Source organism: Sphingobacterium sp. HSC-15S19 (assembly GCF_050433745.1).
GTDB lineage: Bacteria > Bacteroidota > Bacteroidia > Sphingobacteriales > Sphingobacteriaceae > Sphingobacterium > Sphingobacterium siyangense.
Genome location: NZ_JBNPWQ010000008.1, coordinates 161,329 through 186,572, shown reverse-complemented (window position 1 = coordinate 186,572; position 25,244 = coordinate 161,329). Strand labels below are relative to the sequence as shown.

The following is a 25,244-nucleotide window of genomic DNA, read 5'->3' as shown; positions in this document are numbered from 1 at the left end:
TCTTTTTGATTGTTTTTTTCCTGACTTTTGATAATCGCTTTTTAGTTAAGAAATGGTAGAGACCAAAGAAGAAACTTATCACGGCATATGGTTTTTACCAAATAGCCAAATTACAGTCCAGGGGCACCTGACTGTGACCGATTTTATTATCGAACTTCGCCTTACAGATCCCAATAACCGCAAGCTTTCTGAAGAAGAAGCGGCATGGGTTAGAGAAGAACTGAGATACCCGGTGATACATGGCCTGGGAAATTATGGTGAAAAAATCACACTTTACGATTGTTCCGGGGTTATAGATAGCTTCAACGCCAAATTGATGCTATATGGCGACGAATATTACAGCGCATACAATGAGCAAAAATTTAAAATTCTAGGCGTTCATATACCTGGGTTCGATGCCTGGATTAGCAGCGACAGTTTTAAAAAGAGCTACAAAAGTGCTGGATTTTCGATTGAATATACCGCACCTGAGAAGTTAACAATGGTACTCAGCGATAGTATAGATATTGATATCGATTTTGAGTGTTTCCAACCATCTACCGAAAACCGCAATAAAATTACCCTGCATGAATTTGCGCTGGTCAACTTCATCGCGAAGGATGCTGAAGGCATTCATTTTTCGGAATTTATGAAGTATCTGCTGTATTTTCAGCAACTTGTTTCTTTTTTGTCGAAGGATGGCGCAAATGTTTCCGCTGCCCGTGTATATACTTCTGTTGAGCAGTATACCAGAAATAAGTTTCTGGGAACAATGGTCTATGGTGGAGTACCGTTCAACAAGTTTGAGTATCCGTTGCAGGACCGCCACCGGAATTACCTGATCAGCAGGGCTGATGTGGATGATGGTCTGGAAGTTTTTTTTGGTAAATGGTTTAGTTTCGCCGCAGAAGGGCAGCATATCCTTAAATTGATATTCCTTGACTACTTTTTTCGCGGGGCCTTTGACGAAAATAATTTCCTGAATTTGATCCGGGTCCTGGAGATATACCATATTTATAAGTTTCCGGAAAAGCTGATGTCGGATGCCGATTTCAAGATCAAATTGGATGAGATTATTGCAGGTGTACCGGATGCGTATAAAAAAGAGGTTAAAGAGCACCTTGCTTTTAAAAACGAGCTTAACCTGGATCAGAGACTAACGAAGCTGTTTTCAGAAGTAGAAAATGATAAGCTTGGTTTTGACTACATCTATGATGAGGCATTTAAGCGGAAAGTGAAGCAATCCAGGAACTATTACACCCATTATAATCCCAATTTGAGAAATAAAGCAGCTGCCGGAGAGGAATTGGAGGCATTGACATTAGCCTGCCGTGCTTTGATCAATTATCTTATTCTAAAACACTTGGGCGTTCCGGAAGAGGTACTTAGAAAACGGTTTGAGTATTATATTGAGAGTTCGTACTACTCAAATTATTTCCTATAGTTGCATGAGCCTTCCAACGAATTTAAGGTAGCCAGTTCAATTTGATTAAAAGTCACTAGAAACCTCTGTGTTCGGATGCTGCCTTATATCTAAATCATTTAATTCAATTGGCGAGTTTAGGCTGATGAGTGATAATGGGATGTTTAATGCAGTTAACGCTTGTTTAAAACGATCGGGCGACTCTATTGAAGTGCCTATTACGGCCGTGATGTTGTCCGTCACATTTTTGGCATTCAGGTGAATTTCTTTAATTACCGTTATTTTTCCTCCCCAGTACTGCTCATAAGCTGGGACTAAATCCAATGAAATGGTTCCTTGATTTGTTCCATCTATGGGATAATAAATAATATCGTTTGCAAAAGGTTTGAGAACCTTATTCAGGTAAGCAAAACTTTTGGCAAACAACCCATTATCACGAAGTTCCAGCAGGAGATTTGAAGCGAAAGTATTTTCACTTGCAAACCGGAATTGGCCGGAGTTATTGAAATACAATTCGAAAAGCATTCCATTAAGCAAATGGTTTTCTCTGTCATTTTCCGAATAACTGTTCAGAAACCCTAAAAGATTGTCCGTAAGGAGGTTTTGGGCTTTAAAAGTTCCGTTTGAAGCTGCCCTGACAATATACCTGCCAATCAAAAATTTTTATTTGGCTGATATGTTTTAGGCGAAGATCCCAGGAATGAAATTAATGCATCCTGCTGTTCGGACCAATTCGATGTTTGTAGTTTTGCAATGATAGGGGCTATATTACCGTCAGAATAATTATACGTATTATCAATGACATACTGATCCGGATAACCGTAGTCAATTGTTTGCGCTATAGGTTTTTGAAAATAAAATTCGTCAATGAGTGATGTGTGCTCCCAAGTCACTTTTTTTCCTTTAGTAATCGAAAAAACCGATTGTCTGACCCTTTTAAAAAGGGATTCTGCCTGGATGTTTGAGCTGTTTTTTAAATGATGTACTAAAGTACCGGTGTAGGCGCTATTGTTCGGAAACCCATAGTCAGCGGCTTTTTCACCACTGGTTGTGGAAAAGGCGATCAATGTCCCTCTGGGCGTAGCAATTGGTGCAAATTCCTCGGCCTGTACGCCTCTTACACCTTTGGGATTGTCCCTGCACGCATCAACAATAATGATCTTAGAAATTGACAAGTTGTTTTTTTCCAATTCAAGAACTTCAGACAATTTGATGGCATACCTGTCATAATAGGTTTTGGTTTCCTGATCCTGTGCTGTTTCCTGAAGTGTTAGGTAATTCTCTCCATCCACCTCTATGCCATGCCCGGCATAAAAAAAGATAAAGCTATCGTAGTTTTTAAGTTCTTTTTGCAGATGAGTCGAAAGAGCTATCCAGTCAGCTACGTTAATATCTTTTTTCAGAATAGTATCATATCCAAAGGACTTGAAAACCTGTTCCATAGCATCTGCATCGTTTATGGCGTTATCAAGTTTTATAAAATTTCCTGCATTATCAACTCCAATGCAAACTGCTAAGACTTTCATAGATTATTTATTGCTAATGAAAAAGTATAAGTATTGAAAACCTAAAATACTAAATATTCAATGATACGAGTCGTTATAAAATAATATTGACAGGAAGAAGTATCAAGACTAGCTATTCAGGTTCAATGTTATTTTAAATTTAGTGATAGTTTATTAAAAGATGAGAAGATATCCAATTATACTGTAGCCTTCCCCGGAAATAGGAAAGTTATTTATCCAAAAAATGTTATTTTAGAACTTAACTGTTATCATGAAAAAACACACTTTCAGCAAGATGAAGTTGGACAGAACCCTACTTTTCTTGCTCTATGCTTTGCAAATGCAATTTTGAGTATCGTCCGGGGATACTCTCTTTACTTAATAGTACCATTAAAACATTTTTTAGTATACTGCCCAGTATACTTTAAGTCAGATTTGATTTTAGCAGCGATAAGCCTATATCTATAGGTTCATTATGCTGATAAATATCCCTTAGACTAAGCATATAATCGAATATACAGCTGCGATATCCCCATGATTAACAATTTTAATCAAGTTTTTTAGTTTACCTCGGCTTATATTTACGATATTTTGATTTAGGAAGTTTGTAAATAAATGTTTAAATTAGAATTCCAATAATAAAAAAACGCACTCTAAACAGCACCAAATTTGCACTGAAAATTCGCAAAGATAAATCCTGAAAAGTGCATTTAAACAAAATAAAGGCAATATTATGAAGAAACGTGAAATTCAACTCCCGCCTCTTCCGCAGACAAAAGCGCTTTCACAGGAATCAGACAGCGCTTTTTTTTGTTTCCGCCGAGAAAGCAGCACCAAAAACAGCACTAATTTTAAAATCCGGTCAAAAGCGGTTAGGTATTGTAATAAATTCAATATCTTTTTTCCTTTCGGTATGGTCTTTCAATTGGCTGGAAAATAAAGGCCTTCCTCTATCATCCATAGATATTGTGTCTCTATCCATGTAACATGGGAAAAAGCTACTAAACGCATCATTGTAGCTGGAGAGAGGTTCCATAAATGATCTTACATTTATAAGCTCTATGTGCGATCTTTTGTTCAAAAGAAAAAATCGAAAAATCGAATACTGACAATTTTCTACTATAAATTTCACATTGCACCCAATCTCTTCTTTGAGCATAAGCTTCTTTTTCCCATTTATTGCTACGGACGAAACCGGCTCGCAGGAAATGATCAGGCACATTAAAGAGAATTGAAAAAGATACTTGAAATTTTTCATAGAGTCTTTTATTTTTTACCCCTTAATCTATCGACCATTTTATCTTTGGGAACCAATACCTTACTCCATGATACGATTACCGCATCGTATCCACCTGATCTCTTTTTTTGCTCGGTATTAAAAATGTCTAATGAACTGTGGGTTATGGTCAGGTTACGTTAATATCTATCTTTTTCATCTTTAAAATAGGACTCAATTCAAATATGAGGAACGCTTCTCTTATAAAATACAACTTTACCTCTAACTTACATTCGGAATTAGAATTTAACAGGATACTACGTTCATTATTAATAAGAATATGTTTGTTAGCTCCACATGAAATTAATGTACCAAACATCAGAAAAAAGATGGTATTCAAAATCAATAACCTTTTTTTCATAATTCGCTATTTTTAATATTATCGTAATGGATCCGAATTATACGGTCCTCCATAATAAAAATCATAACAAACTTTTTAAGACATGGCAAAATTACACGTCTATAAAGCACAATTTAGAATATAAATCTATTTCTCCCCGGAGCTAAAACGCATTCTACTGCCTCTTCAAACAAAGGCTTACCCTGACATAAAATAAGATTGCTCTTAGGAAAGATAAAGGGTATGTTATCATTAACCCATCCTTCTCTTGTTCTGATCGGAAATGTTAAAGGTTCACCTGCCTTTAGAATGAAAGGCTTACTAGAAAACGCTTCAACATTATTAAGTATGGCTGAAGATTCAAAATATTTTTTATTAACCTCTGTTAACTCTTTCAACCATTCCTGGAGATTTACTATTTTGATACTATCGTTATTTGAAATTATCTTAAAATCCACATTATTTATCTGCAAAATACCAGCACTAATTTCTATTTCACAATTATGATTAGGATTAGTCAAGAATTTTTTCTTCCCATTAATATTAATAAATCGGTATGGTTCACATGATAAAACAATTGATGAGGAAACAATCAAGTAGATAAACAGAATTAATTGTTGAGTTTTCATATTTAACGATGCTAATAATTTTTATTATTTCAATTGACCTCTCCCCGAATTTAGGAGTGTTCTAAAGTAGAAAATCCCGCTGTTTTGACCTGTTTTTCGATAAACATTTCAGGGGTCATATCCCCTAAACAGCTGTGGGGTCTGAAGGTGTTGTACTCTTCCCTCCAGATTTCAATTTTTTCCTTCGCATCTTCCAATGACAGAAACCAATGCGCATTTAGGCACTCGTCCAAAAACTTCCATTGAATGACTCAATATACGGATTATCTGTTGGTTTTCCGGGTCTGGAGAATACTAATTCCACCTGATGTTCATATGCCCACCTATCGACATTCTTGGAAATAAACTCCGATCCGTTATCCACTTGGATTTTCCGAGGCATTGCCTGCTGGAATAACCTGAGTTCTTCCAAAGCAGAAACAACATCACTTCCCTTAAGACCCTGTCCAACCTCAATAGCCATGCATTTACTGCTATAGTTATCCACTATAGTTAAGCAGCGGATTTTCCTGCCATCGAACAGCGCATCAACGACAAAGTCCATACTCCAGCAGTCATGTAAATTGGAAAAAACCGGCCTCTCGGATCGATGAGCGGCGGCGCGGCAACGTCTGGGCCGTTTCACCCGTAGATTTAAGCCTTCTTCCTTATAAATTCGATAAATCCGTATTAGATTATCCTGCCAGCCTTCACGTTTCAATAGAACAACAATCCGTTTTATGCCGTAACGGACACGTGTTTCTGCAATGCTTTTTATGCGAAGGCGTAATGGACCGTCATCACGTCTATTGTGTTTATAATACCAAACTGAGGTGCTTAGCAGAGATACCTCGCATGCTCTGCGCAGGGAAATTCGATAATCAGAAATGAGGCCCGTAACCATTGTTATACGTTGCGAAGGCTTTAAAACTTTTTTTTTAATACATCCTGGAGCATCTGTTTGTCCAGACTAAGATCTGCCACAAGCTTTTTCAGCTGCGCATTCTCTTCTTCCAGTTGCCGAAGATTACGCAACTCCGACACGCCCAGACCGCCATATTTCTTCTTCCAGTTGTAGAATGTAGCCTCGCTGATGCCCATTTTTCTACAAACCTCTTCCACGCGGGTACCGGTCTCGGACTGTTTGATCGCAAAGGCGATCTGTGCTTCGGTAAACTTTGATTTTTTCATCGTTTTTCCTCCCTTTTAAAATTAGTAATTCATAACCGAATTCCCTACTTTTAAATGCTCCAGTTTTTTGGGGAGAGGTCATATCCGCAGCATTTACAAGACTATTCAAAAAGAAAGTCGGTATGTCACCTGTTGAATACCGAAACTTGAATTAATTAAAAAATTCGCTAGTTTTTTCATTTCTTTAAAGTAGATTTTTTTGGTGAAATCTGTTCGATTTAAATAATAAAAAGCCATGAAAAGATAAGTCAACTTTTCATGGCTCTACTATTGTAATAAATTTAAAAATTTAGTCCTTTCCAGAAAGGTAATAATGAAAAACCTACCTGCACAAAAGGTACTGGCTTATGTTTATTTTCCACAAAATAGTCGTTTGGTTTAGAATTGTTTTCTCGAATTCTCGAATTAACCATATAATTACTTCCGGCACTTAAACTTATCACAGCTTTTCTGGAAACTCTATATTCCGCCATTAGACCAGATTTGATTTCAAGGGAAGACAAGGTTAGCTTTTCGCTAGATACCGTAGGTGTACTGTTTTTAAAATCAAAAAAGGAGTTAGCCCCACCCAATTCATTAAAAAAGGTCAGGGATGTCTTTTTCGTCACTTCTTTACGTAATGCGACCCTATACGGCAAATCTACCATCAAATCCATACTCAAACCTTTAAACTTATGGTAATAGTTCGCGGTTACGAAAAATGGTACCGGAGATGCTGGATTTAACAATAACGCCCCACCCAGGGATAGTCGGGTATTCTCACGTTGGATTAGGTTAATATTTGCAATACCTGTAAATGAGAGCTGATTTCGTGAAAAGTCATTGTTAAAAAGTACACCCCCTGAAGCTGCAAAAGTTGCTGATTTTCCAAAAATAGTTGCTGTTCTGATATAGGTAAGTCCCGTCGATATCATTTGCATATTCGTCTCCCCATCATAGATTGGAGTTTGTGGATCAAAGCTTCGAATTTCACTTAAATCATAAAATTGATTGATTGCTCCAGCATTTACCACCAACTTATTGTTTTCACGCTGGAGAACAGGCATGTTAAAATTTACACTTGTTCTTGAACTTCGGAATTTTCCTTCAAACAATTCCTTATCCCCCATTTTAGAACGTATTGTTCCAAAGCCATTTTCTTCGTGGCTAATACTAAATTGCCTCAGACGTGGATACATAAGGGCAGCCTGTTCTGCCAGGTCAGTTTTTACTGCCATTATTGAATCAGAAGCTGTGGAAACTTGATGCTGTGCTTTAAGGGAAACAGACAGCATAACTAAAAAAATTACCAAATTTAATTTTTGCATTTTATCTACTTTTAGAATTTTCTATCAGATAATTTTCACTCTTTTTGAATGAAATTACATCATACTGCAAATTTAAAATGGGTACTAGAAAACTGGGAGCAGTTTGTTTATGAGGCGTTCAAAAAGGCTATTGAAACCGCCCCAATAAAAATAAAGTGTATGGCGCGATTAATCATTCTCCTGCAGCCACTTGAGAAATTGGGATGATTTTTCTCTGCTGATTGTAATGACATCATCATGGGAAATAGAAATTGTTAGCGACATTTTGCGTGAAAGTAAACTTGATGCATGCAGAATAGCTTTTCGGTTCACGAGATACTGGCGGTTTACACGGAAGAAGGATTCACCCACCAGCTGCTCCAGTTCATCCATACTTTTATTGGCAAAGTACTTCTTTTTATCGAATGTACTGAACTGGACTAAGTTATCTTTCAGAAAGAACATGGCAATATCGATGACCCGAATGGGGATAACCATATCTTTTTGATTAACCAGGATTGAGGAAACCTTTTTTGGAGCATCCGAAAACATGGTTTTCAATGCTTCATACTGCCGCAATATTTCCTGCTCGCCTCCTACCAAATTCTTGTACTTCTGCAATGCCTCACGGACAAGGTCTTCTGTGAATGGCTTTAAAATATACCCGATGCCATTTGCATTAAAGGCATTGAGCGCATATTCATCATAAGCAGTACAAAAGATGACAGGTACCTGCAAGTGCTTAAGAATTTCAAAACTTAGACCGTCCCCAAGACGTATATCACTGAAGACGAGGTCCGGTTTTTCCATCTTACTGAAATATTCCAGTCCCTCTTTTACCGAGCGTATAATAATACTTATCTCCAGCGAATTATCTATCTGTTTTAAAGTCTGCTGTAAATCGGTAGCAGTTAGTCTTTCGTCTTCAATGATTACAATTTTCATCTTTCTAATATCTTTAGGTAAACCGTGAAAAAAGTATGATCTGAGGTTATCCTGATTTTGTCTTCTCCCAATAAACGGTATCGCTCTTTCAGATTATAAAGTCCATTACCTGCTGAAGGTTCCTTATGTGGATTTTCCTGAAGGTTATTACGGACTACGATGAATCCGTGCTGTTCATAAATCCATATTTTTATCGGTTTCTCTTCGGTCAGCTCGTTATGTTTCAATACATTTTCGATCAGCGGCTGTATAGAAAAATAAGGGATGTAGCCGTTTTGAAGAACATCTTCGTTTAATTGTATATTATATTCTATCGAGCTCCCGAAACGGATTTTTTGCATCTTGAGATAATTGAGACAAAAAGAAAGTTCTTGATTAACTGATGCGATGTGTTCTTTAGGGTTTGACACGGATACACGTAAAAAATTGGCAAGATGTACTAAATATTCCTCTCCAAGTTTACTATCGTGCTTGTACAGGGATTTTACGGTGTTCAGTGCATTAAAAAGAAAATGTGGCTGTATCTGCTGCCTAAGCAAAAGATTTTTCGTATCACTTATGTTAGCTTTTAATTGCAATTTTTCTATTTCATGATGCGCATGACGATACTGAAAGATGATAAGCCAGTGTACGATAAGAATGATAGTATTAAAAAGTGACAACGATAAGACTGCTAAAATATAAGGTTTTATCGTTCCATCTTCACCCTCCCAGACTGCTCCGGTTATTAGTGAATAAAAACAAACGATCAAGAACCACGTAATTACTACTCCAGTATAACTATATAAATATATTCTGTACTTTGGAAATTTCTTGTTTCTTTTTTGTGAATTTGACATCCATGCAAAAAGAAACATATTTCCAATGCCAACCAGATTGGTAAAGATAAGTGACTGTAAAAATCTATAAATTATCTCGATATAGCAATAGTTCAAATTAAATAAAGAGATACCGACAAGCGCTGAGAACAGGAAGCCGATAATTATATTTAATCGTACAAATGATCGTAAAGGAAATTGCTGTAACATGACTGCAAAGTTAGGCATTTGCGTCAAAGCACATACCGATTTTTCTTCCAGGCGGCTATTTTTGCGTTTAAAGATGTCAATATGCACGGTGAAACGTCCAAACATTCAGTCTAGGATGGTATCCTGAACAAGCATAAATGTGTTGAATTGCAACAACTATATTTAATATCTCATTTTATTACAGCTTTCGGAATTTATTGTAATTCGTTTTCATAAGTAAATATTACAACCAGATCACATTGGTAATTCTCCCGTTTTTAATGTCTAATTATAAAGCTGCTCTATTTCTTTTTCCTAAAAAGGCCATCTAAGTGTTTTACATAGGTTAATTCCAAATTAAAAATAGTAGATGAAACATTCTTTCTTTCAAAGTAGTACAAACTTTTGTTATGAATGAGCATGGACATGGAAACTGCCCAATCAGATTTATGGTAGATTCCCGAACCTCTGGCAAAAGCTGTCGGATAAAGATCAAGGTTAACATTTTTAAGAAGCTTTGGATCATTTCCAATATTAAGTCCAACTGTTGCCATTCCCGACATCATCCAATGCTTATTGATTACCCAGGAATAAGCATACCCGCCATTTATTCCCAATTGAAAATTTTCAATATAACCAGTATTATTCTTTAATGGAAAATGTTCATCTAGTCCTAGATGATAATAATATGCCCCACCACCAATCACATAGCTTCCTGCAGATTTTAACTGCTGTTCACTCGCATCAAAAGCGGCTTTAGCTGAAAACTCTCTCCAATTGAAAATGTAGGAAGCTTCTGCCCCGATTTGCGATAGAGCAAGATCCGGATAAAGACTAATAGTCCCATTTTCATTTTGATAAAAACTCTTATGTTTCTGAAAAAATAGGTCAATAATCAGTTTCTTTCGAAAATTATGGATCTGAAAGTCCGTAATTTTTGATTTTCCACGCTCTTTATCGTTCAAGGAAAATAGTCCCTGATTGAGCCTGATATTAAATACACTGTTTTTCACTGAAAAGCCAGCACCTACCAATAAGGGGACATTGGGAGAATACTGCTTATTTTTTGCAGTCAATAAGAGAAAATCTGAACCTAAAAAAGTTCTTACAGAAATTCGCTGCGGATAATCTTTGATATAGGCAGAATCTGTTTCCCCCTGAGCCAGAACATTCTGGCAAGAGAAAATTATAATTGCTACAATCAAAATAGCTTTAAATTGTATCTTTAGTCTCACCTGGTTTTATTTAAAAATCATACTGCTTAGAGTTTTCCAATGGCGATATCATAACTTAAAACAGCAGTCATGTACTCATAAGAAGCCTGAATATAATTTTTCTCTGCGATAAGTACAGAATTTTCAGTATTCAGCACTTTTTCGTAACTGAACGACCCTAAGTTCATCTGAGCCTTTTGATTCTGAAATATCTGCTGGGCCAATGTATAGTTCTTTTTTGCTTTGGCATAATTTTCCAGCGCATTTGTAATATTAGATGCTGCATGCTTTATCTCATATATGGCATCGCTTTTTTGTTGTTCTTGCCTTGCCTGTATCTGCTCGCTTTCCAGCTTAATCTCCTGTAAAGAGTTTCTTTTTGTCAGATGAGCACTTATGGGAACGGTTACCTGTATTCCTAAACCGCTATAAGGAGACCACCATTTACCATTTCCGTAGTTATAATTGAAATCTGCATTCAGATACTGCTGTGAATAGTTCGCCATAAATGAAACGGTCGGTAACAAAGATCTCTTTTGCTTAGTCTCCAAAAGCTGGTTGCGTTCCTGCTCCAATTGAAGTAAACGTAGTTCTGTTCGGTTCTCAGCAGCTTCAACTGCAGGGATAATATCTCGACCTGAATCATGAATAATAAGCTCATCCGTGAGCTCAAGGCTTACTGTGTCGGCAATATTCAAATCATATCTCAATGTCACCATACTCTGCTCAAGACTCTGCTTACTGATGCGAACCTGTTGCTGCGCGTTCTCAAAATCAAGATTAGTTCTTAGATAATCGTTCTCAATGAGGACTCCATTATCATATTTACCTCTAGCAATCGCTACATAGCTTTCAAATCTTTTAGATTCCTCCACAGCTATGTTATACTGTATCTGCCGGAGAAGAACATTGAGATAACTATAGCTTATCTGCTTTTTAATTTCAGTTTCCTGCAAGAGCTTTTTAGCCTGTTCTGCTTTAAGATTATTTTCAGTAATCTGTATTTCAGTAGCTAAGGCTGGTTTAAAAATTGGCTGATTAAGCTCCAGACTAAATATGCTGGTACTTTTTGCACCTAAGGCTAAAACCGTTGCTTCTTGCAAGCCTCCAAACCCAGGAGGAATCAACGTTGCCTGAATCTGCGGACTATAGTGTACATATCCCGTTCCATTTATTTCAGGTAGATATTCCTGTTTTTTGCCCTTGATCTTCTTTTTAGCAATCTGGATATCAAATTCCTTTGCCTTAATATCAAACCTATTTTCAAGGCCGATTTTTTGTGCTTCTTGCATAGTTATGCGCAACACTTGCTGCGCTCTGGCAGTCATCGTAATGACCAATAAAAAGGCAATTAAATTATATTTTCTGTTCATGATTGTTTTAAATTTTTGAAGGTAATTAGCCTTGATTCTACTTTCTTTTATTTCCTTTTAGAAACAGGATCAGCGGAATACAGCAGATTACTGCCATACCCATCACAAAAAAGCCCTGGCAGTAGGCTACCACAGCTTGCTGTTTCGCTACTGCCTGCGAAAGCAGCTGAACAGCTCCCATATAGGATTCATCGGCAGCATAGCCCACCTCTTTGAGCTTCTCCGACAGCCCTGCAATCTGCTCAGAGGCCATCGCATTAAATTCATTTATGTTAGCAGATAATACATTTCGGACTTCCATTGTCCTGGTGTTCAAAAAGATATTGATAATGGCAATTCCGATTGCTCCACCCAATTGACGGAGCATATTTGACAACCCTGCTGCCTGGGCAAGATCTCTTCCTGTCAAGCCGGCAACTGAAAGACCGATCACCGGAGACATCATAAATGCCGAACCAACGCCCCGCATTAAAAAGGGAACGATAAAAAATCTTCCGCTGGCTTCCGGTGAGGCAAAAGATAACCAGATCAGAAAACTCGACATCATGACCGCGCCAAAGATCATAAGGATTTTTGGATTGGTGCCTTTTTTTAAGAAGCGCGCAACGATGGGCATGGAAACTGCTGTTGCCAGTGATCCTGGAATCAAAAATGCCCCAGTCTGGGTGGCTGTCCATCCAAGGGAGGTCTGTGCAAATAGGGGAAATATAAATACCGAACCGGTAATGGCTGTCCCAACCAATAAATTAAGTATATTGCCAACTTTAAGATTGTAGCTCTTATATAATTTGAGATTGACCGCTGGAAAATCTATCGACAGCTCCCGCCAGACAAACGCTAGAAGACCTATACAGGCCAAAACCGTAAACAGCATGATCTCTGAACTTTCAAACCAGTCGTGGGCGCCGCCTTCTTCTAAAATGTACTGCAGACTGCCTAGTCCGATAATCAGGAACGCAATTCCCCGCCAGTCCATTTTATCAGGCTTTTTGACTCCACTGAGATCCGGTACAAACTTCCATGCAAGGATTGCTGCGATCAGTCCTATGGGAACGTTAATGAAAAAGACCCAGTGCCAACTTAGATTATCTGTAATAAAACCTCCCATTACCGGTCCAAATGTAGGTCCGAGGATAACGCCCAGCCCAAAAATTGCGGTGCCTGTAGCCTGCTTTTCCGGTGGAAAAGCTCCAAATATAATGGACTGAGATGTAGATAAAAGCCCCCCCCCGCCTAGCCCCTGAACGAATCTCCAGAATACCAATGTCCAAAGACTATCAGACAGCCCACACATTAACGATGATAGGGTAAATAATACAACAGATGTGGTAAAATATCGCTTTCTACCAAATAGGACGGAAAGCATTGCAGAAAGAGGAATAATGATAACGTTGGCAATACCATAACTGGTTACGACCCATGCAATCTCGGTTGTACTGGCGCCTATATTACCACTGATCTCGCTCAGGGAAACATTGACCACAGTTGTATCGATAAGCTCCAGCAGCGCACAGGCTATAGCTGTACCAACTAATACTGCGCGGGTTGCTCCGGTCGGATATACTATTGCCGGTGAATCAGTTGAAGAATTTACCACCATATTATTTTGTTTTGATTTTCACTGATGCACTAAGGCCGGGAAATAAAGGAGTTTCCTTATCTGTCAAGCTTTCCTTATCCAATATGATTCGAATTGGAACACGTTGTACGATCTTGACAAAATTACCGGTGGCATTATCAGGTGGTAGTAAGGAAAATTTAGCCCCAGTGGCACCACCAAAAGAGCTGACTTTACCAGCAAGCTCCACATTCGGATAGGCGTCGATCTTGATGGTAACTTCCTGTCCTATCTTAATAGATTTTAACTGGCTCTCTTTGACATTCGCTGTTACCCAGATCGACTGCGAATCAACGATAGCACAAAGATTCTGCCCATTACTTACCAAATTTCCGGTTTGTACCGTCCTTTTGACCACTGTACCGCTACATGGAGAAATAATAAAAGCATGGCTCAGCTCATATTCGGCTAATTTTAGCTCTGCTTTCTTTTGTTCAACTAAGGCTTTCGCCGATCCAATTTGTTCCCTATCCGACTCAGCGGAGGTATTTTGGCCGTTTGCCGATGACCGCGAGGACTCCAATTTATCAATAGCCTGCGCGTGCTCAGCCTTGGCAAGTTCAAAACGGTTTTTTATTGCGTTATAGTCCTGCTGCGTAATGCCTTTGATTTCCAGAAGTCTGCTTGCCCTTTCCATCTCATCTTTTGCCACGTTCAGATTTGAAAGAGCTGCTGTAATTTCTTGCCTATTGGAATTAACAAGCCGCTGAGAAGCTGTTGCATTCTCAAAACTTGCTGTTACCATTTTTCCAACTGTTAGCACCCCCGATTGTGCACTCAATAAAGCAGCTTTAGCCTGTAAAACTTTCGCTTCCAGTTCCTCATTATTTAGTTTTATTAGTGTATCTCCCTTTTTTACATATTGATTATCCTGAAAATAAATTTGATCAACAGTACTGGACACCCTAGATTTTAATGTCACAATGTTACCGTCCAGTTGAGCATTGTCGGTGGTTTCATATCCCCCGCTATTGAGCCATAAAAAAAGGATGATTCCGGCTATAATAACCATTGCCGTGATTACATACATCTTTAAAGATGATTTTTTCTTAGAGTTTTGAGCTATTTCCATAAGTATAATTATATAAACCGAACGGTTGGTATGTTTCTTAGTCCAAAAAAAAGGCTTATTTTGCCTTTATTAAATCATAGATTGTTTTGAATTGTATTCCTATTTCATTGATCAGTTCTTCAACCTGGGTCCGCCTGACAAAATAGACCCCAACACCATAGTTTTGATAGATGAATAGTTTTGCGATCTGCATATCAGATAAAGGTGAAGCAATCTCTCCTTTTTCTCTAGCAATAGAGATTATTTCAGTCCAGTGGATTAATTCACTTCTTTTCCGCTGTTCCTGCTTTTCATTAAATTCAGGTAGTAATTTCATTGCATCAAAAATTAATGCAAATTGGTTAGCTCTCAGAATCCCTCCTTTTTCATCCGTCGCATTATTATAGCGGTTGATCCTATCCGTTGCTGCCACAATATACTGCTGAATAAATTCCCATAGGGAACCTTTAGAAAAATTATTATAGGCGTCTAACTGTGAAGTGTCAAAATAAAAATTGATAATCTCTTCAAAGACTTTCTCTTTACTGTTAAAATAGTGATAGAAAGCGCCTTTAGACAGACCAGTAGCAGTTACGATATCCTGCATGGTTACTTCATAGTAACTCTTTTGCAGAAAAAGTTTTAATGCTGTTGCTATAATAAGATCTTTTGAATTGCTCATAAACCGACCGTTTGGTTTGCAAATTTACAATTATTTATATCAATTGCAAATTTTTGCCTTCGAATAATGTTTTTTGTACAAACTTTGATGACATCTCCAATCCGTATTTCATGATATTCATGCTGTGTGGATGGCTTTGTGGTCAACACGAATGTAATACTGAAACTATTACCAATTGAAGCAGTACATCATAGATTTTAATAAGAAGCCGGGCAGCGTTATTTCTGTCCGATTCTATTATATGAACTTTCCTTTCCAGAGCTGACCAAAATAACAGATTCAGCATTCAGATTCTATATCTGAATACACAATATTTCTCTTTTTGATCCAGCAAATACTGTGGAATAGGCTATTTTATAATTCTCGGTATTGCCCTGATGTAGATCAGTTCAAAGATAATCTCAACAATTGTCTGACTTACTATTAGTACTGCTACCAATTGATTCTCCGGCGCAGGTAAAGCAAGTGCCAAGGGAAGCACTACCAATGAGTTTCTTGTAGCGGTCGACGTGAATAGCTCAAGAGCTATTCACGTCGACCTGAAATAGCCTAGCAGAAAACTTACCAATAAAGGGTGCAGCAATGGCAAATAAAATATAAATCAGAAGAACCTTCAAAATGGGATCTAGATTACCTACAAGCACGCCAATTTGTGACGCGATCACAACAAAAAAGGCAGAGCAATAAAGGACACGGGCAACCAACCTGAAAAATTTAAAATTGCAGCCCCAATTTTCTTCGTTGATCTTGGAGACAAATGGGTAAAAATGAAAGAAGAAACGGTATAACGATCAGATATAGAAACGCTTTGACAAAAGGAGTTATTTCAATAATGCCCACAGTTTCATTCCCAAGTAATATCCATAAATAAAGTGGAAGGAATAAGAGTTGTAAGATAAAAAGTAAAGGAGTGGATGCCAATATGGCCTTCGAATTTCCCTTTCCTAAGTGTGAAAAAACGATCACATAATCGCTACACGGAGTAAGCAATACTAATGCAACTCCAAGAGTAATTGTTGGCTATGTGGGGAAAAGCATTGTCAATACATAAATCAATATAGGAATCAATACAAAATTAACTAGCAACAGAGCCTTAAAAAATGAAGCATTTTTAAATGCCTTTTTCAATTCCAAAAAAGGAATTTGGCAGAACATATGAAGACTTACCATTTTGTTTTGAAAGTTTCATTTTCTAAGAAACATATTTATTTAATATCCTTCTAAATTCTGCAATCGGTGCGACCCTAGCAGGACCAATTCCTGCATGAATATTGAGTGGTTTTTCGTTAATTATAAATTGTAAATAATCTATTAATTTATGCAAATAAAGGAATTATAAACAATATTTTCATCGATCAATGATATTAAAGTAAATTTTTATAATTCTTGAACTATGATATGTTTTTCATTATATTTGCTACAATGTTGCGTCAAATATCCACCATATTGTTTTTAATAATTGCCCAAATAGTTTTATTGGGCCATGAGTTAATAGCGCATCATCACTACAATCAACGTGCAATTGATATTACTGACTGTACTTCGGATAATCAAAAGGACGATGACTCAACCTGGTCTCTTGCTTTTTCTGCTTTTATGCACACGGGTGAACATGCAACTTTTATTTATGCCCAGTCAAATAAGACCGAAATAGCAAAAAACATTTCAAAAATTGCAAAACCGTTTGCCGTACTTTTTGAGAATCCGACCTCGTATATTGCTGTTTATCAAAAACATACTTTTCCACCAAATAGCAAATGTATCTACAACTCGCTGCAAAAAAGTTGTTATACACTCCGTGGTCCTCCCTTCTTCTTTGTGGGATAATACTTATTGTCCTAAAATTTAAATTGTTAAAAGACTTAAATGTAGAAAGGCTTTAATAATAAAAAGCAATTTTCTACCGCTTTGTAAAATATACAATTTAAAAACCCATCCAAATTTACATGGTTTTATAGCTTTCAATTAATCCTTTTGGGATTATGGCATTGAACGATTATGTGACTCGAAAATAGTTTTGAGGAAATTTATATTTCTTACATCTATTATTTACTCACATCATAATTATTTGGTAGTTAATGCATAAATGTTGGTTATGTGAATAAATTATTTTATTTATTAGAAAGAGCAAAGTGAAGAAGTATTTAAAGGAAACAAATATATTGGATTATACGAACAGTTCGATCCAACGAATAATAGAACAGAGACATTGGAAGTGTTTTGATACTGTCTTTAGAATAAAAGCGATATACAATTTTGTACGCGATGAGATCAGATTTGGATACAACCACTCCAATACCTTAAAATCCTCTCAGGTACTTATAGATGGTTTCGGAAATGGAAATTGTAAGACAATTTTACTGATGTCTTTTCTCCGTGCAGTAGATATCCCCTGTCGTATCCACGGATTTGTCGTTGATAAATCAATTATTAAAGGTATTTTGGATGGTGTGTGGTATAAGCTCTCTCCACAGAAATTATTGCATAGTAGTGTAGAGGTATATGTTGATGATGAATGGTATATGCTTGAAGGTATCATGCTTGACAGTGAATACATAAAAGGTTTTTTAAAAGTAAAGCCAGAAATCAGGGAATCACTATTTATCTTTGGTCTATTCGAAAATGGATTTGAGAATTTTATCCTCGAAAAACGAATTAGTAATGAACAGGCCTTTAGAAGATCAGACGTTGAAGATCTGGGTACATACGACTCTCCTGACAATCTGTACAATTTACATAGCCAATATTTTAGTGTAATCAAAAAGTTTTTCTTTAAAAACTTTGCCCGTCACCGTTTAAATAAGATAATTGACAACGTACGTAACAATCAGGATGTTTAGAAAAAATTAAACTATTCTTTATAAGATATGTTTTACTGATAATTTAATCAATGGATTATGAATTATTTTAAGGTATTTTTTTCCCGACAGTTTTTCTGGGAAATTGTGAGAATCCTCACTGTTGGTTTGGCAAGCCTTTTATTTTATCTGGATCTTATTCCACTCTGGATACTTTTGCTCGCTACAGCTTTTGGATTATATGCTTTGCTAAAAACAGCATTGCAAGGACTAATAAAGGAAAAAAAAGTAGGTACAGAACTTTTTATTTCCATAGCGGTCGTCATCTCGGTCATTGGTAAGGAGTACCTGGCTGGCTCGGTCGTATTGATGATCATATTAATTGCAGAGTATATCGCAAGTGCAAGCGGTGAAAGAGCTCGAGCATCAATAAAGGAACTAATTGGAACAGTTCCAAGGTCTGCAACGCTTAAAAAAAATGGTACAGAACAAACTATTTCCATTGACTCACTGGCTATAGGCGATGTAGTAGTAGTGAAAGCTGGTGAAAAAATCCCAGTTGACGGAAAAATAGTAGCTGGTTCAGGGTCGGTCAATCAAGCTCCTATCACAGGTGAAAGTGTTCCCATAGAAAAAACGAACAGTAATGAAGTATTTGCGGGAACTGTTCTGGAGTTGGGGGTACTAGAGATTGAAATGACCAAAGCTGGAAAGGATACTGTATTTTCGAGAATTATTGCGCTTGTAGAAGAAGCTGAGAGTAGTAAGGCCCCGATCGAAAAACTAACAGATAAAGTAGCATCATGGCTTATTCCTGTAGTTTTCATCTTTGTTGGTGCCGTGTATTTTTTTACCCGCGATGTGAAACTCGTAATTGCACTGCTAATTTTTACATCACCCGCGGAACTGGGATTAGCTACTCCTTTGGTAACCATCTCGGCCATAGCGAGGGCTGCACGCGAGGGCATCATGGTAAAAGGAGGTAAATTTTTGGAAGAATTGGCCAAGATAAAAACTATAGTATTTGATAAAACGGGAACACTTACAATCGGAAAGCCCACACTTAATAAGATAGAAATTGTCAACGGTGAATTTACAGAGTCTGAGCTGCTTCATTTTGCGGCTTCGGCGGAAAACAGATCTAGTCACCCGCTCGCAAACGCAATTATAGCTAAAGCCGAAGTCTCTAATATTGCGATTTCTTATCCTACAGAATTTAATGTGTTTAAGGGAAAAGGAATCGGTGCGCTCGTTGAAGGTAGACGGGTGCTTATTGGCAATAAGGCACTCATGGATGATAATAAAGTGATCGTGGCCGTAAATATGGACAATCTCACAGATACCGCTATTTATATGGCTATTGATGACAAATACGCCTGTGCGTTTTACGTATCGGACGCTATACGTCCTGGAGCGAAAGAGATGATTCAGGAACTTAAAAATAGCGGGGTCGAAAACATTATTATGCTCACCGGCGATAATCCTCAAACTGCCCTACATGTTTCAAATGCACTCGGTATTACGTCCTTTAAAGCAGAGATGCTGCCCGAGGACAAAATTAATGTGATAAAAGAGCTTCAGTCCAAAGGAGATAAAGTTGCGATGGTGGGTGATGGAATCAATGATGCACCGGCGCTGGTCCAGGCTAATGTAGGAATATCTATGGGGGTTGTAGGGACACAAGCAGCCATGGAAGCGGCAGACATTGTATTGGTAGAAGACAAACTTGAGAAAATTGCCCGCTCCCGAGCAATAAGCAAAAAGGCATTTAAAACGATAAAGGAAAATATTATTGGCGGTGTCGGGATTGTACATATTATAGGCATTACACTTGTATTGATGGGCGTTTTAGGTCCAGTACAGGCTGCGGTTATACATCTTTTACCTGACACGTTGGTTTTTTTAAACTCAATCAAGCTGCTCAAAGTGAAAATACCATAGTACACACTTTTTGAAATTAAAAATCTATTAATATTAATTTCAATAATGGCAGTTGCTGGTTCATCCCGATTTTTTACCATGCGTAACGTAGATAATAGTAAAAAATTGGGATAATTAAACCTTCAATCGCTTTTTAATACACAGTCCTATGCGACTAAATCAGGCTCTACCTTATTATCATTTTGTGCTAAAATAGCTAATTTTTTTTCATTGTTATAGCAACCCTTCAGTGCATAGGATCTAAAATAAGATCTTATTCATTGAAGGGTTGTTTTGTCTAAATATCCAGAAAGGAAAACAATTATAAAATGTAACTATACATTACCTTTTACTGGCAATTGACCATTAGAAATTACCTAAAGCACTAAAACCAATGTAATTTTTGCCGACAGTGGGGAAAACAGCTGATCTACGTTTCTTATTTTTACTAAAAAACATCTTTTCCATTTTCGGATATATCCAATAGGCTATCTCTGTTGAAAAAATACCTACCCCTGCACCAGCTACAACATCACTTACCCAATGCTTATTATTAACAAGCCTATAAATACCTGTAAAAAAGGCAAATGGGTAACCAGATATGCTCAACCAAAAATTCTTCGATCGATATTCTCTAAATAAGAAGTGTGCAGAAGAAAAAGCGGTGGCGGCATGTCCAGAAGGAAAAGAAAGTCTATTTGAACCATCGGGGCGTTCAGAACGTATGATCCGTTTTGTCGGTACAACAATGGCGGCAGCAATAAATTGTGTTGCTCCATATAGGAGAATACTTCGCCTTGGATCATGCATACCCTGATAACCGGTTAGATTTATACCAATTGCTAAAGCTGCAGGAAAATATTGTGTGAAATTATCCAAATTTGTCTTTCGTGGTTTTTCATGTAATATTTGGTTCCGTGTTATAAAATCGACGTCTCTGATATTATGGACCATAAAACTAGCCGCCCCATAAGCGATGGAAGCTGATGGTAATATATATTTATTATAATTTGGTCGATTTACATCCGTTTGTTGCTTTCTTGATAACGATTGCAAATGGATTAGATTCGAGGTCGTATCCTGTGCATTTATGATTGATAATTTTGTTGAAAAAAGTATTAGAAATGAAGTTATTGTCTTGTAAACAAAATGTCGTCTTAGAATAGAGGAAAAATTCATTTTTTAATATTGTATAATTTAAAATTTTGCTGATTTTTATTTGTGGTGACAGAAGCAATAGTTGTAGCCAGTTCTTAAATAATCGTATTTAAATGGTTTTCAAGTGTATTCTGATCTAGCAAATAAAGCATGTCATTTCTTGTATCCATAGGAAACAATAATTCCCAAATTTGCCCATGTGTTAGACCTATTTCTGTCACTGCATTGATGGATGTTCCACATGCCTTCGCGCTGGCATGTGCAAGAAGCCTGTCTTCGAAGCTTTGAACATTTTTTTTCATATCTCCGAGAATTTTCTTAAAATACTTTTGTTCGGATGTATATTTTAATAAAAGAGGTTCATGCTTTATGAAGTTATTGCGGCATATCATAACATCAGAGATACTGCGGGCAATTGTTCTCTCTTTTTCCGATAGGTTGATAACGCACATGTTTAGTGGTTCCCAAGAAATTTCCAAAAGCATAGTTAACAGCTCAACTTTATTACCAAAAAAATCATAGATCTTATTTCTTGAAACCCCATCTAAATGAAGTAACTGGGAAACTTGAAAGCTATTGAAATCTGATCTCAAAATGAGTTGTCTCGACTCTTGAAGAATTTTGTTTATAAAGAGAAACTGTTTCATTTCTTACCAATCCTTTCCTGAATAGAGGAATTAACCGGCGGTGGAAATTCCGTAAAAAAAAGAATCTTCAGCAAATGGTACATAAACCTTATGCTGTATTTAATTATTGAAATTAAAAATGAGAATGAGTGTGCTGAAATACCCTCAATTTGAAAATTATTGAAGTAAAGTATATATGCTGGAAATGAATTGAGACTGCGAAATTCCTTACAGTCTTTATCACTATAAATAAGTTTGTACATAGACCAGATACTAGAGAAGCGTTTAATATAGAATCGTAATAAAAAACTTCTACGCGCAAACGTCCGGGCGCCATACGCGGGGCGTTCATCCCAAGTCAAAAGCGGAAGTTAAAAAAAACAATATGTAATAAATCTAAGAAACCTCAGTACGCAATGATGGTCTGAGGAATTAGGATGCTTTTGTATTTGGCGGACCCCGAAATAAGAGGCCAGCTATATACACAGATAATTTCTGGTATGGAAAATCAAAGCATAAAACCTTTCTTTGAGATAAGCTCTTTTCGAAAAGCTGCGAATTATCACTAGATTTTAAATGAGTGGGAAGTATGCAAATGTCGCTTACCTTGGTTGATATATCTGCAGTTTTGGTATAGCATATTTCTTCACCGAAATGGAAAAATGCGGTATCCCCTTTTTCAACTGGTTGCGTAATCAGGGCATCATTATCACAAAAAGCTAACTTTAAATCTAATCCGTATTGGTCAGTTTTCTGAGGATGTGAAACAATACTGTGACCTATTAATATGAATAGGAAAACGAACAGTTGAATTATGGTAAACCTTTTTTGCATATCAGTAGTCATAAATATAGCAATTTTAATCATCAATATGTTATGACATCCTAAGACTTTTTCTATTTTTTCGGTCAACATTAAGTTAGGTATCATACATTAAAAATATATGAAGAATTTAGTTCATTATGATAGATGAAGCTGATTTTAAGACCAAAATTCTTTGACGAAAAACTTAGAAATATTTTTTAGAATTCATTCATAATTAAGATTTATTTGTACCTTTATGAAGTTTATGCAAAAAAGGTTTACCATACTGATTATTCTGCTGGCCCAAATTATTGTTTTGGGACATGGCCTTTTTGCGCATCATCACCATGAAGAAGCCGAAATATTCCAGCATATTCGTGGTGGTGAAGTTAACACTGGAAAAGTAGATATCGGTCACTTATTCTCAGGAATTCAACATACCGGAGATCAGATTACTTATACAAGTTACGATAATTCTGATTTAAAATCGGCTAAAGATACCGTTAAGATATTTTTAGCTACTGTGCCGGATTACAGAATGTATTGGGAGTACACCATTGTATTCTTACAGCATACTTTTCCGCCTGAAGGACATATTGCCTATCAATCTCCCCTTCATTGTGGTTACTCTCTCAGAGGGCCTCCTATGTTCATCGTTGCCTAACTTTCGGAAACTCCTGAAGGTTAATTTTTCTATTCTGCCTGACATGATTGGGCAATATTTAAATATTACTTTTTTTAACAACGATGAAAAAACTACTTTATATCGCAGTACTTGCTGCTTTCACTTTTACTTCTTGTGGCAACAATGCCAAAACAGCAACAGAAACTACTGAAACTGAAATCACTCAACCTGAAGCCTCACAGCCTGTAAACCAGGATAGTGCAATCAAGGCCCATGGCCATTCACATGATGCCAATGGCGGACATGCCACTGCTCCAGCAGCTGCAAAACAGGATAGCAGTAAATCTGCTGGGGTGAATCAGGACAGTGTGGACAAAGCGCACGGACACAAACACTAATTCATTTCTTTTTTTAGTATTCACAATCAATAGAACCCTTATCAGCCCCTGATATTTGGGGATGAATCGGTGTTGTATCATATTTAAATTCAAATGGATTATATTAAAGTAGTCTTGTCTACCCTGCTTTTAGTTGTGCTCTCAGGTGCGCTATATGCACATGGGGTCGATGAAGACACCCAAACGTTTTTGAGTGGCAACTCAGGTGTCGCCTTTGTCCCATTTCTGTATATCGGAGCCAAGCATATGCTGACCGGTTATGATCATCTTTTGTTTCTGGTAGGGGTAATTTTCTTTCTCTACAAACGCAAGGAGGTATTGCTCTATGTCAGTTTTTTTACGATCGGACATAGTGTTACGCTCCTGTTAGGCGTATTAGCAGATATGGCTATCAACTCTTACCTCATAGATGCCATCATCGCGCTATCTATTGTCTACAAAGGTTTTGACAATCTGGGTGGTTTTCAGCGTTTTCTTGGATTCCAGCCCAATACGAAAGCTGCTGTTTTGATCTTTGGGCTATTCCATGGTTTTGGACTTGCAAGTAAACTACAGGAGCTTAGCTTCAGCCGAGAAGGCTTGCTAACCAACCTGATCGGTTTTAATATAGGCGTCGAGATCGGTCAGTTTATCGCCCTAGCTCTTGTTCTTTTTATTATCTCCAGTTGGAGAAGGTCGCCCAGCTTCCTGAAATTTTCAACACTTACCAATACCCTGCTCATGGCAGCCGGTTTTCTTTTGTTCGGCTATCAGATAGTCGGTTTTATCACATCTTAATACCTATTAAAAATGTCAGAAATAACACATCAAATATTAGATAAACAATCCATTGTAAAGCAGGTGCTTATTGCGCTTGTGATCGGCTCTGTCCTACTTGTGAGCGCAGTGCTTCCCGCAGAATATGGGATCGATCCTCTGGGAATCGGAAAAGTAACTGGTTTTAGCAAGTTGTATGTTCCCGAAGATAAGTCGGTAGCCACTACAAGCCAGACCGAACATAAGCTTTTGACAATAGACAAGGTAGGTTCAGGTCCGGAAGTGGCCAGACCAACTGCAGCTGATAACCCTCCGCCAGCAGAGCAGCTGGCTGAACGCACTGATGAGGCGAGTGTGCTGGTACCAGCGGGTAAAGGATTGGAATACAAAATCAACATGCTGAAGTACGGTGCATTGAAATACGAGTGGACCACCGATAAAAATGAAGTCTATTTTGATTTTCATGGTGAGGTTAAAGACCACAACGACTACTTTGAAAGCTATACAATTGCGTATTCCAATAATGTTGCGGGATCTTTTATCGCTCCTTTCGAAGGACCACAGGGCTGGTATTTTAAAAACTACTCAAACGAGGATATAACGGTCAAGATTAAACTGAAAGGTCAGTATCTCCTTAAAAAATAAATTTAACAATATCATG

23 protein-coding genes and 1 pseudogene are annotated in these 25,244 nt (G+C 37.3%); 8 read left to right on the top strand and 16 right to left on the bottom strand.

Features of this window, described 5'->3' with window-relative positions; all coding sequences use genetic code 11:
• Positions 1-52 precede the first annotated feature (52 nt).
• Positions 53-1,423, top strand: coding sequence for a HEPN domain-containing protein (locus tag L1283_RS08770; protein ID WP_429626033.1), 1,371 nt, complete (start codon positions 53-55; stop codon positions 1,421-1,423).
• A 45-nt stretch (positions 1,424-1,468) separates the two neighbouring features.
• Here the strand turns inward: L1283_RS08770 and L1283_RS08765 are convergent, their stop codons facing one another.
• The 13 genes and pseudogenes from L1283_RS08765 to L1283_RS08705 all read right to left on the bottom strand — a co-directional run bounded on the left by L1283_RS08765 (position 1,469) and on the right by L1283_RS08705 (position 16,512).
• Complete coding sequence (locus L1283_RS08765; protein WP_429626032.1) at positions 1,469-2,059, bottom strand: hypothetical protein; 591 nt, start codon at positions 2,057-2,059, stop codon at positions 1,469-1,471.
• Positions 2,056-2,928 carry a caspase family protein gene (locus tag L1283_RS08760; RefSeq protein WP_429626031.1) on the bottom strand — a complete coding sequence of 291 codons (873 nt, stop codon included), beginning with the start codon at positions 2,926-2,928 and terminating at the stop codon, positions 2,056-2,058. Before L1283_RS08760 ends, L1283_RS08765 begins: the two co-directional genes overlap by 4 nt.
• 1,729 nt (positions 2,929-4,657) lie before the next feature.
• A complete protein-coding gene (locus L1283_RS08755; RefSeq protein ID WP_429626030.1) occupies positions 4,658-5,152 on the bottom strand; it encodes a hypothetical protein in 495 nt (164 codons plus the stop codon).
• A 50-nt stretch (positions 5,153-5,202) separates the two neighbouring features.
• Positions 5,203-6,322, bottom strand: a pseudogene (locus tag L1283_RS08750) (IS3 family transposase).
• 281 nt (positions 6,323-6,603) lie between these two features.
• Complete coding sequence (locus L1283_RS08745; protein WP_429626029.1) at positions 6,604-7,629, bottom strand: DUF6268 family outer membrane beta-barrel protein; 1,026 nt, start codon at positions 7,627-7,629, stop codon at positions 6,604-6,606.
• 168 nt (positions 7,630-7,797) lie between these two features.
• The gene (locus L1283_RS08740) at positions 7,798-8,553 is read right to left on the bottom strand and encodes a LytR/AlgR family response regulator transcription factor (RefSeq protein WP_429626028.1); all 756 of its coding nucleotides are present in this window, start codon (positions 8,551-8,553) and stop codon (positions 7,798-7,800) included.
• Positions 8,550-9,686: a sensor histidine kinase gene (locus tag L1283_RS08735; protein WP_429626027.1), complete on the bottom strand. Its 1,137-nt coding sequence runs from the start codon at positions 9,684-9,686 to the stop codon at positions 8,550-8,552. Before L1283_RS08735 ends, L1283_RS08740 begins: the two co-directional genes overlap by 4 nt.
• A gap of 176 nt (positions 9,687-9,862) precedes the next feature.
• Positions 9,863-10,795, bottom strand: a complete 933-nt coding sequence (locus L1283_RS08730; RefSeq protein WP_429626026.1) for a DUF4421 family protein — start codon at positions 10,793-10,795, stop codon at positions 9,863-9,865.
• Between the two features lie 26 nt (positions 10,796-10,821).
• On the bottom strand, positions 10,822-12,147 hold the full coding sequence (locus L1283_RS08725; RefSeq protein WP_429626025.1) for a TolC family protein: 1,326 nt from the start codon (positions 12,145-12,147) through the stop codon (positions 10,822-10,824).
• A 37-nt stretch (positions 12,148-12,184) separates the two neighbouring features.
• Positions 12,185-13,747, bottom strand: a complete 1,563-nt coding sequence (locus tag L1283_RS08720) for a DHA2 family efflux MFS transporter permease subunit (protein ID WP_429626024.1) — start codon at positions 13,745-13,747, stop codon at positions 12,185-12,187.
• A gap of 1 nt (position 13,748) precedes the next feature.
• Positions 13,749-14,837, bottom strand: coding sequence for an HlyD family secretion protein (locus tag L1283_RS08715; RefSeq protein WP_429626023.1), 1,089 nt, complete (start codon positions 14,835-14,837; stop codon positions 13,749-13,751).
• Positions 14,838-14,892: 55 nt separating this feature from the next.
• Entirely contained in the window at positions 14,893-15,498 is a 606-nt protein-coding gene (locus tag L1283_RS08710) for a TetR/AcrR family transcriptional regulator (protein ID WP_429626022.1), read from the bottom strand.
• 714 nt (positions 15,499-16,212) lie between these two features.
• On the bottom strand, positions 16,213-16,512 hold the full coding sequence (locus tag L1283_RS08705) for a hypothetical protein (protein ID WP_429626048.1): 300 nt from the start codon (positions 16,510-16,512) through the stop codon (positions 16,213-16,215).
• 408 nt (positions 16,513-16,920) lie between these two features.
• Here L1283_RS08705 and L1283_RS08700 point away from each other — a divergent pair, with 408 nt between their 5' ends.
• The 3 genes from L1283_RS08700 (at position 16,921) to L1283_RS08690 (ending at position 20,237) form a co-directional block, all read left to right on the top strand.
• Positions 16,921-17,325, top strand: a complete 405-nt coding sequence (locus tag L1283_RS08700) for a hypothetical protein (RefSeq protein WP_429626021.1) — start codon at positions 16,921-16,923, stop codon at positions 17,323-17,325.
• Between the two features lie 305 nt (positions 17,326-17,630).
• Positions 17,631-18,338 carry a transglutaminase-like domain-containing protein gene (locus L1283_RS08695; protein ID WP_429626020.1) on the top strand — a complete coding sequence of 236 codons (708 nt, stop codon included), beginning with the start codon at positions 17,631-17,633 and terminating at the stop codon, positions 18,336-18,338.
• A gap of 57 nt (positions 18,339-18,395) precedes the next feature.
• Entirely contained in the window at positions 18,396-20,237 is a 1,842-nt protein-coding gene (locus L1283_RS08690; RefSeq protein WP_429626019.1) for a heavy metal translocating P-type ATPase, read from the top strand.
• 345 nt (positions 20,238-20,582) lie between these two features.
• On the opposite strand, the gene L1283_RS08685 is transcribed toward L1283_RS08690, so the two are convergent.
• From L1283_RS08685 to L1283_RS08675, 3 genes are all read right to left on the bottom strand, one after another.
• The gene (locus L1283_RS08685; RefSeq protein ID WP_429626018.1) at positions 20,583-21,095 is read right to left on the bottom strand and encodes a phosphatase PAP2 family protein; all 513 of its coding nucleotides are present in this window, start codon (positions 21,093-21,095) and stop codon (positions 20,583-20,585) included.
• 374 nt (positions 21,096-21,469) lie between these two features.
• Complete coding sequence (locus tag L1283_RS08680; protein ID WP_429626017.1) at positions 21,470-22,021, bottom strand: hypothetical protein; 552 nt, start codon at positions 22,019-22,021, stop codon at positions 21,470-21,472.
• 411 nt (positions 22,022-22,432) lie between these two features.
• Positions 22,433-22,930 carry a hypothetical protein gene (locus L1283_RS08675; RefSeq protein ID WP_429626016.1) on the bottom strand — a complete coding sequence of 166 codons (498 nt, stop codon included), beginning with the start codon at positions 22,928-22,930 and terminating at the stop codon, positions 22,433-22,435.
• Positions 22,931-23,069: 139 nt separating this feature from the next.
• Here L1283_RS08675 and L1283_RS08670 point away from each other — a divergent pair, with 139 nt between their 5' ends.
• The 4 genes from L1283_RS08670 to L1283_RS08655 all read left to right on the top strand — a co-directional run bounded on the left by L1283_RS08670 (position 23,070) and on the right by L1283_RS08655 (position 25,228).
• Positions 23,070-23,468, top strand: a complete 399-nt coding sequence (locus L1283_RS08670) for a hypothetical protein (protein WP_429626015.1) — start codon at positions 23,070-23,072, stop codon at positions 23,466-23,468.
• An 83-nt stretch (positions 23,469-23,551) separates the two neighbouring features.
• A complete protein-coding gene (locus L1283_RS08665) occupies positions 23,552-23,827 on the top strand; it encodes a hypothetical protein (RefSeq protein ID WP_429626014.1) in 276 nt (91 codons plus the stop codon).
• Between the two features lie 93 nt (positions 23,828-23,920).
• Positions 23,921-24,604 (top strand): HupE/UreJ family protein, encoded by a 684-nt coding sequence (locus L1283_RS08660; protein ID WP_429626013.1) that lies wholly within the window; start codon positions 23,921-23,923, stop codon positions 24,602-24,604.
• Between the two features lie 12 nt (positions 24,605-24,616).
• Positions 24,617-25,228, top strand: coding sequence for a hypothetical protein (locus L1283_RS08655; RefSeq protein WP_429626012.1), 612 nt, complete (start codon positions 24,617-24,619; stop codon positions 25,226-25,228).
• The last annotated feature ends 16 nt before the right edge of the window (positions 25,229-25,244 follow it).

Bases quoted from the DNA above. Each gene is read 5' to 3' on its own strand.
- L1283_RS08680 (WP_429626017.1), bottom strand. From the start codon at position 22,021: ATGAAACAGTTTCTCTTTATAAACAAAATTCTTCAAGAGTCGAGACAA.
- L1283_RS08755 (WP_429626030.1), bottom strand. From the start codon at position 5,152: ATGAAAACTCAACAATTAATTCTGTTTATCTACTTGATTGTTTCCTCA.
- L1283_RS08690 (WP_429626019.1), top strand. From the start codon at position 18,396: ATGAATTATTTTAAGGTATTTTTTTCCCGACAGTTTTTCTGGGAAATT.
- L1283_RS08720 (WP_429626024.1), bottom strand. From the start codon at position 13,747: ATGGTGGTAAATTCTTCAACTGATTCACCGGCAATAGTATATCCGACC.
- L1283_RS08725 (WP_429626025.1), bottom strand. From the start codon at position 12,147: ATGAACAGAAAATATAATTTAATTGCCTTTTTATTGGTCATTACGATG.
- L1283_RS08660 (WP_429626013.1), top strand. From the start codon at position 23,921: ATGGATTATATTAAAGTAGTCTTGTCTACCCTGCTTTTAGTTGTGCTC.
- L1283_RS08770 (WP_429626033.1), top strand. From the start codon at position 53: ATGGTAGAGACCAAAGAAGAAACTTATCACGGCATATGGTTTTTACCA.
- L1283_RS08735 (WP_429626027.1), bottom strand. From the start codon at position 9,686: ATGTTTGGACGTTTCACCGTGCATATTGACATCTTTAAACGCAAAAAT.
- L1283_RS08715 (WP_429626023.1), bottom strand. From the start codon at position 14,837: ATGGAAATAGCTCAAAACTCTAAGAAAAAATCATCTTTAAAGATGTAT.
- L1283_RS08675 (WP_429626016.1), bottom strand. From the start codon at position 22,930: ATGATACCTAACTTAATGTTGACCGAAAAAATAGAAAAAGTCTTAGGA.
- L1283_RS08665 (WP_429626014.1), top strand. From the start codon at position 23,552: ATGAAAAAACTACTTTATATCGCAGTACTTGCTGCTTTCACTTTTACT.
- L1283_RS08760 (WP_429626031.1), bottom strand. From the start codon at position 2,928: ATGAAAGTCTTAGCAGTTTGCATTGGAGTTGATAATGCAGGAAATTTT.
- L1283_RS08700 (WP_429626021.1), top strand. From the start codon at position 16,921: ATGTTGCGTCAAATATCCACCATATTGTTTTTAATAATTGCCCAAATA.
- L1283_RS08745 (WP_429626029.1), bottom strand. From the start codon at position 7,629: ATGCAAAAATTAAATTTGGTAATTTTTTTAGTTATGCTGTCTGTTTCC.
- L1283_RS08655 (WP_429626012.1), top strand. From the start codon at position 24,617: ATGTCAGAAATAACACATCAAATATTAGATAAACAATCCATTGTAAAG.
- L1283_RS08670 (WP_429626015.1), top strand. From the start codon at position 23,070: ATGCAAAAAAGGTTTACCATACTGATTATTCTGCTGGCCCAAATTATT.
- L1283_RS08740 (WP_429626028.1), bottom strand. From the start codon at position 8,553: ATGAAAATTGTAATCATTGAAGACGAAAGACTAACTGCTACCGATTTA.
- L1283_RS08710 (WP_429626022.1), bottom strand. From the start codon at position 15,498: ATGAGCAATTCAAAAGATCTTATTATAGCAACAGCATTAAAACTTTTT.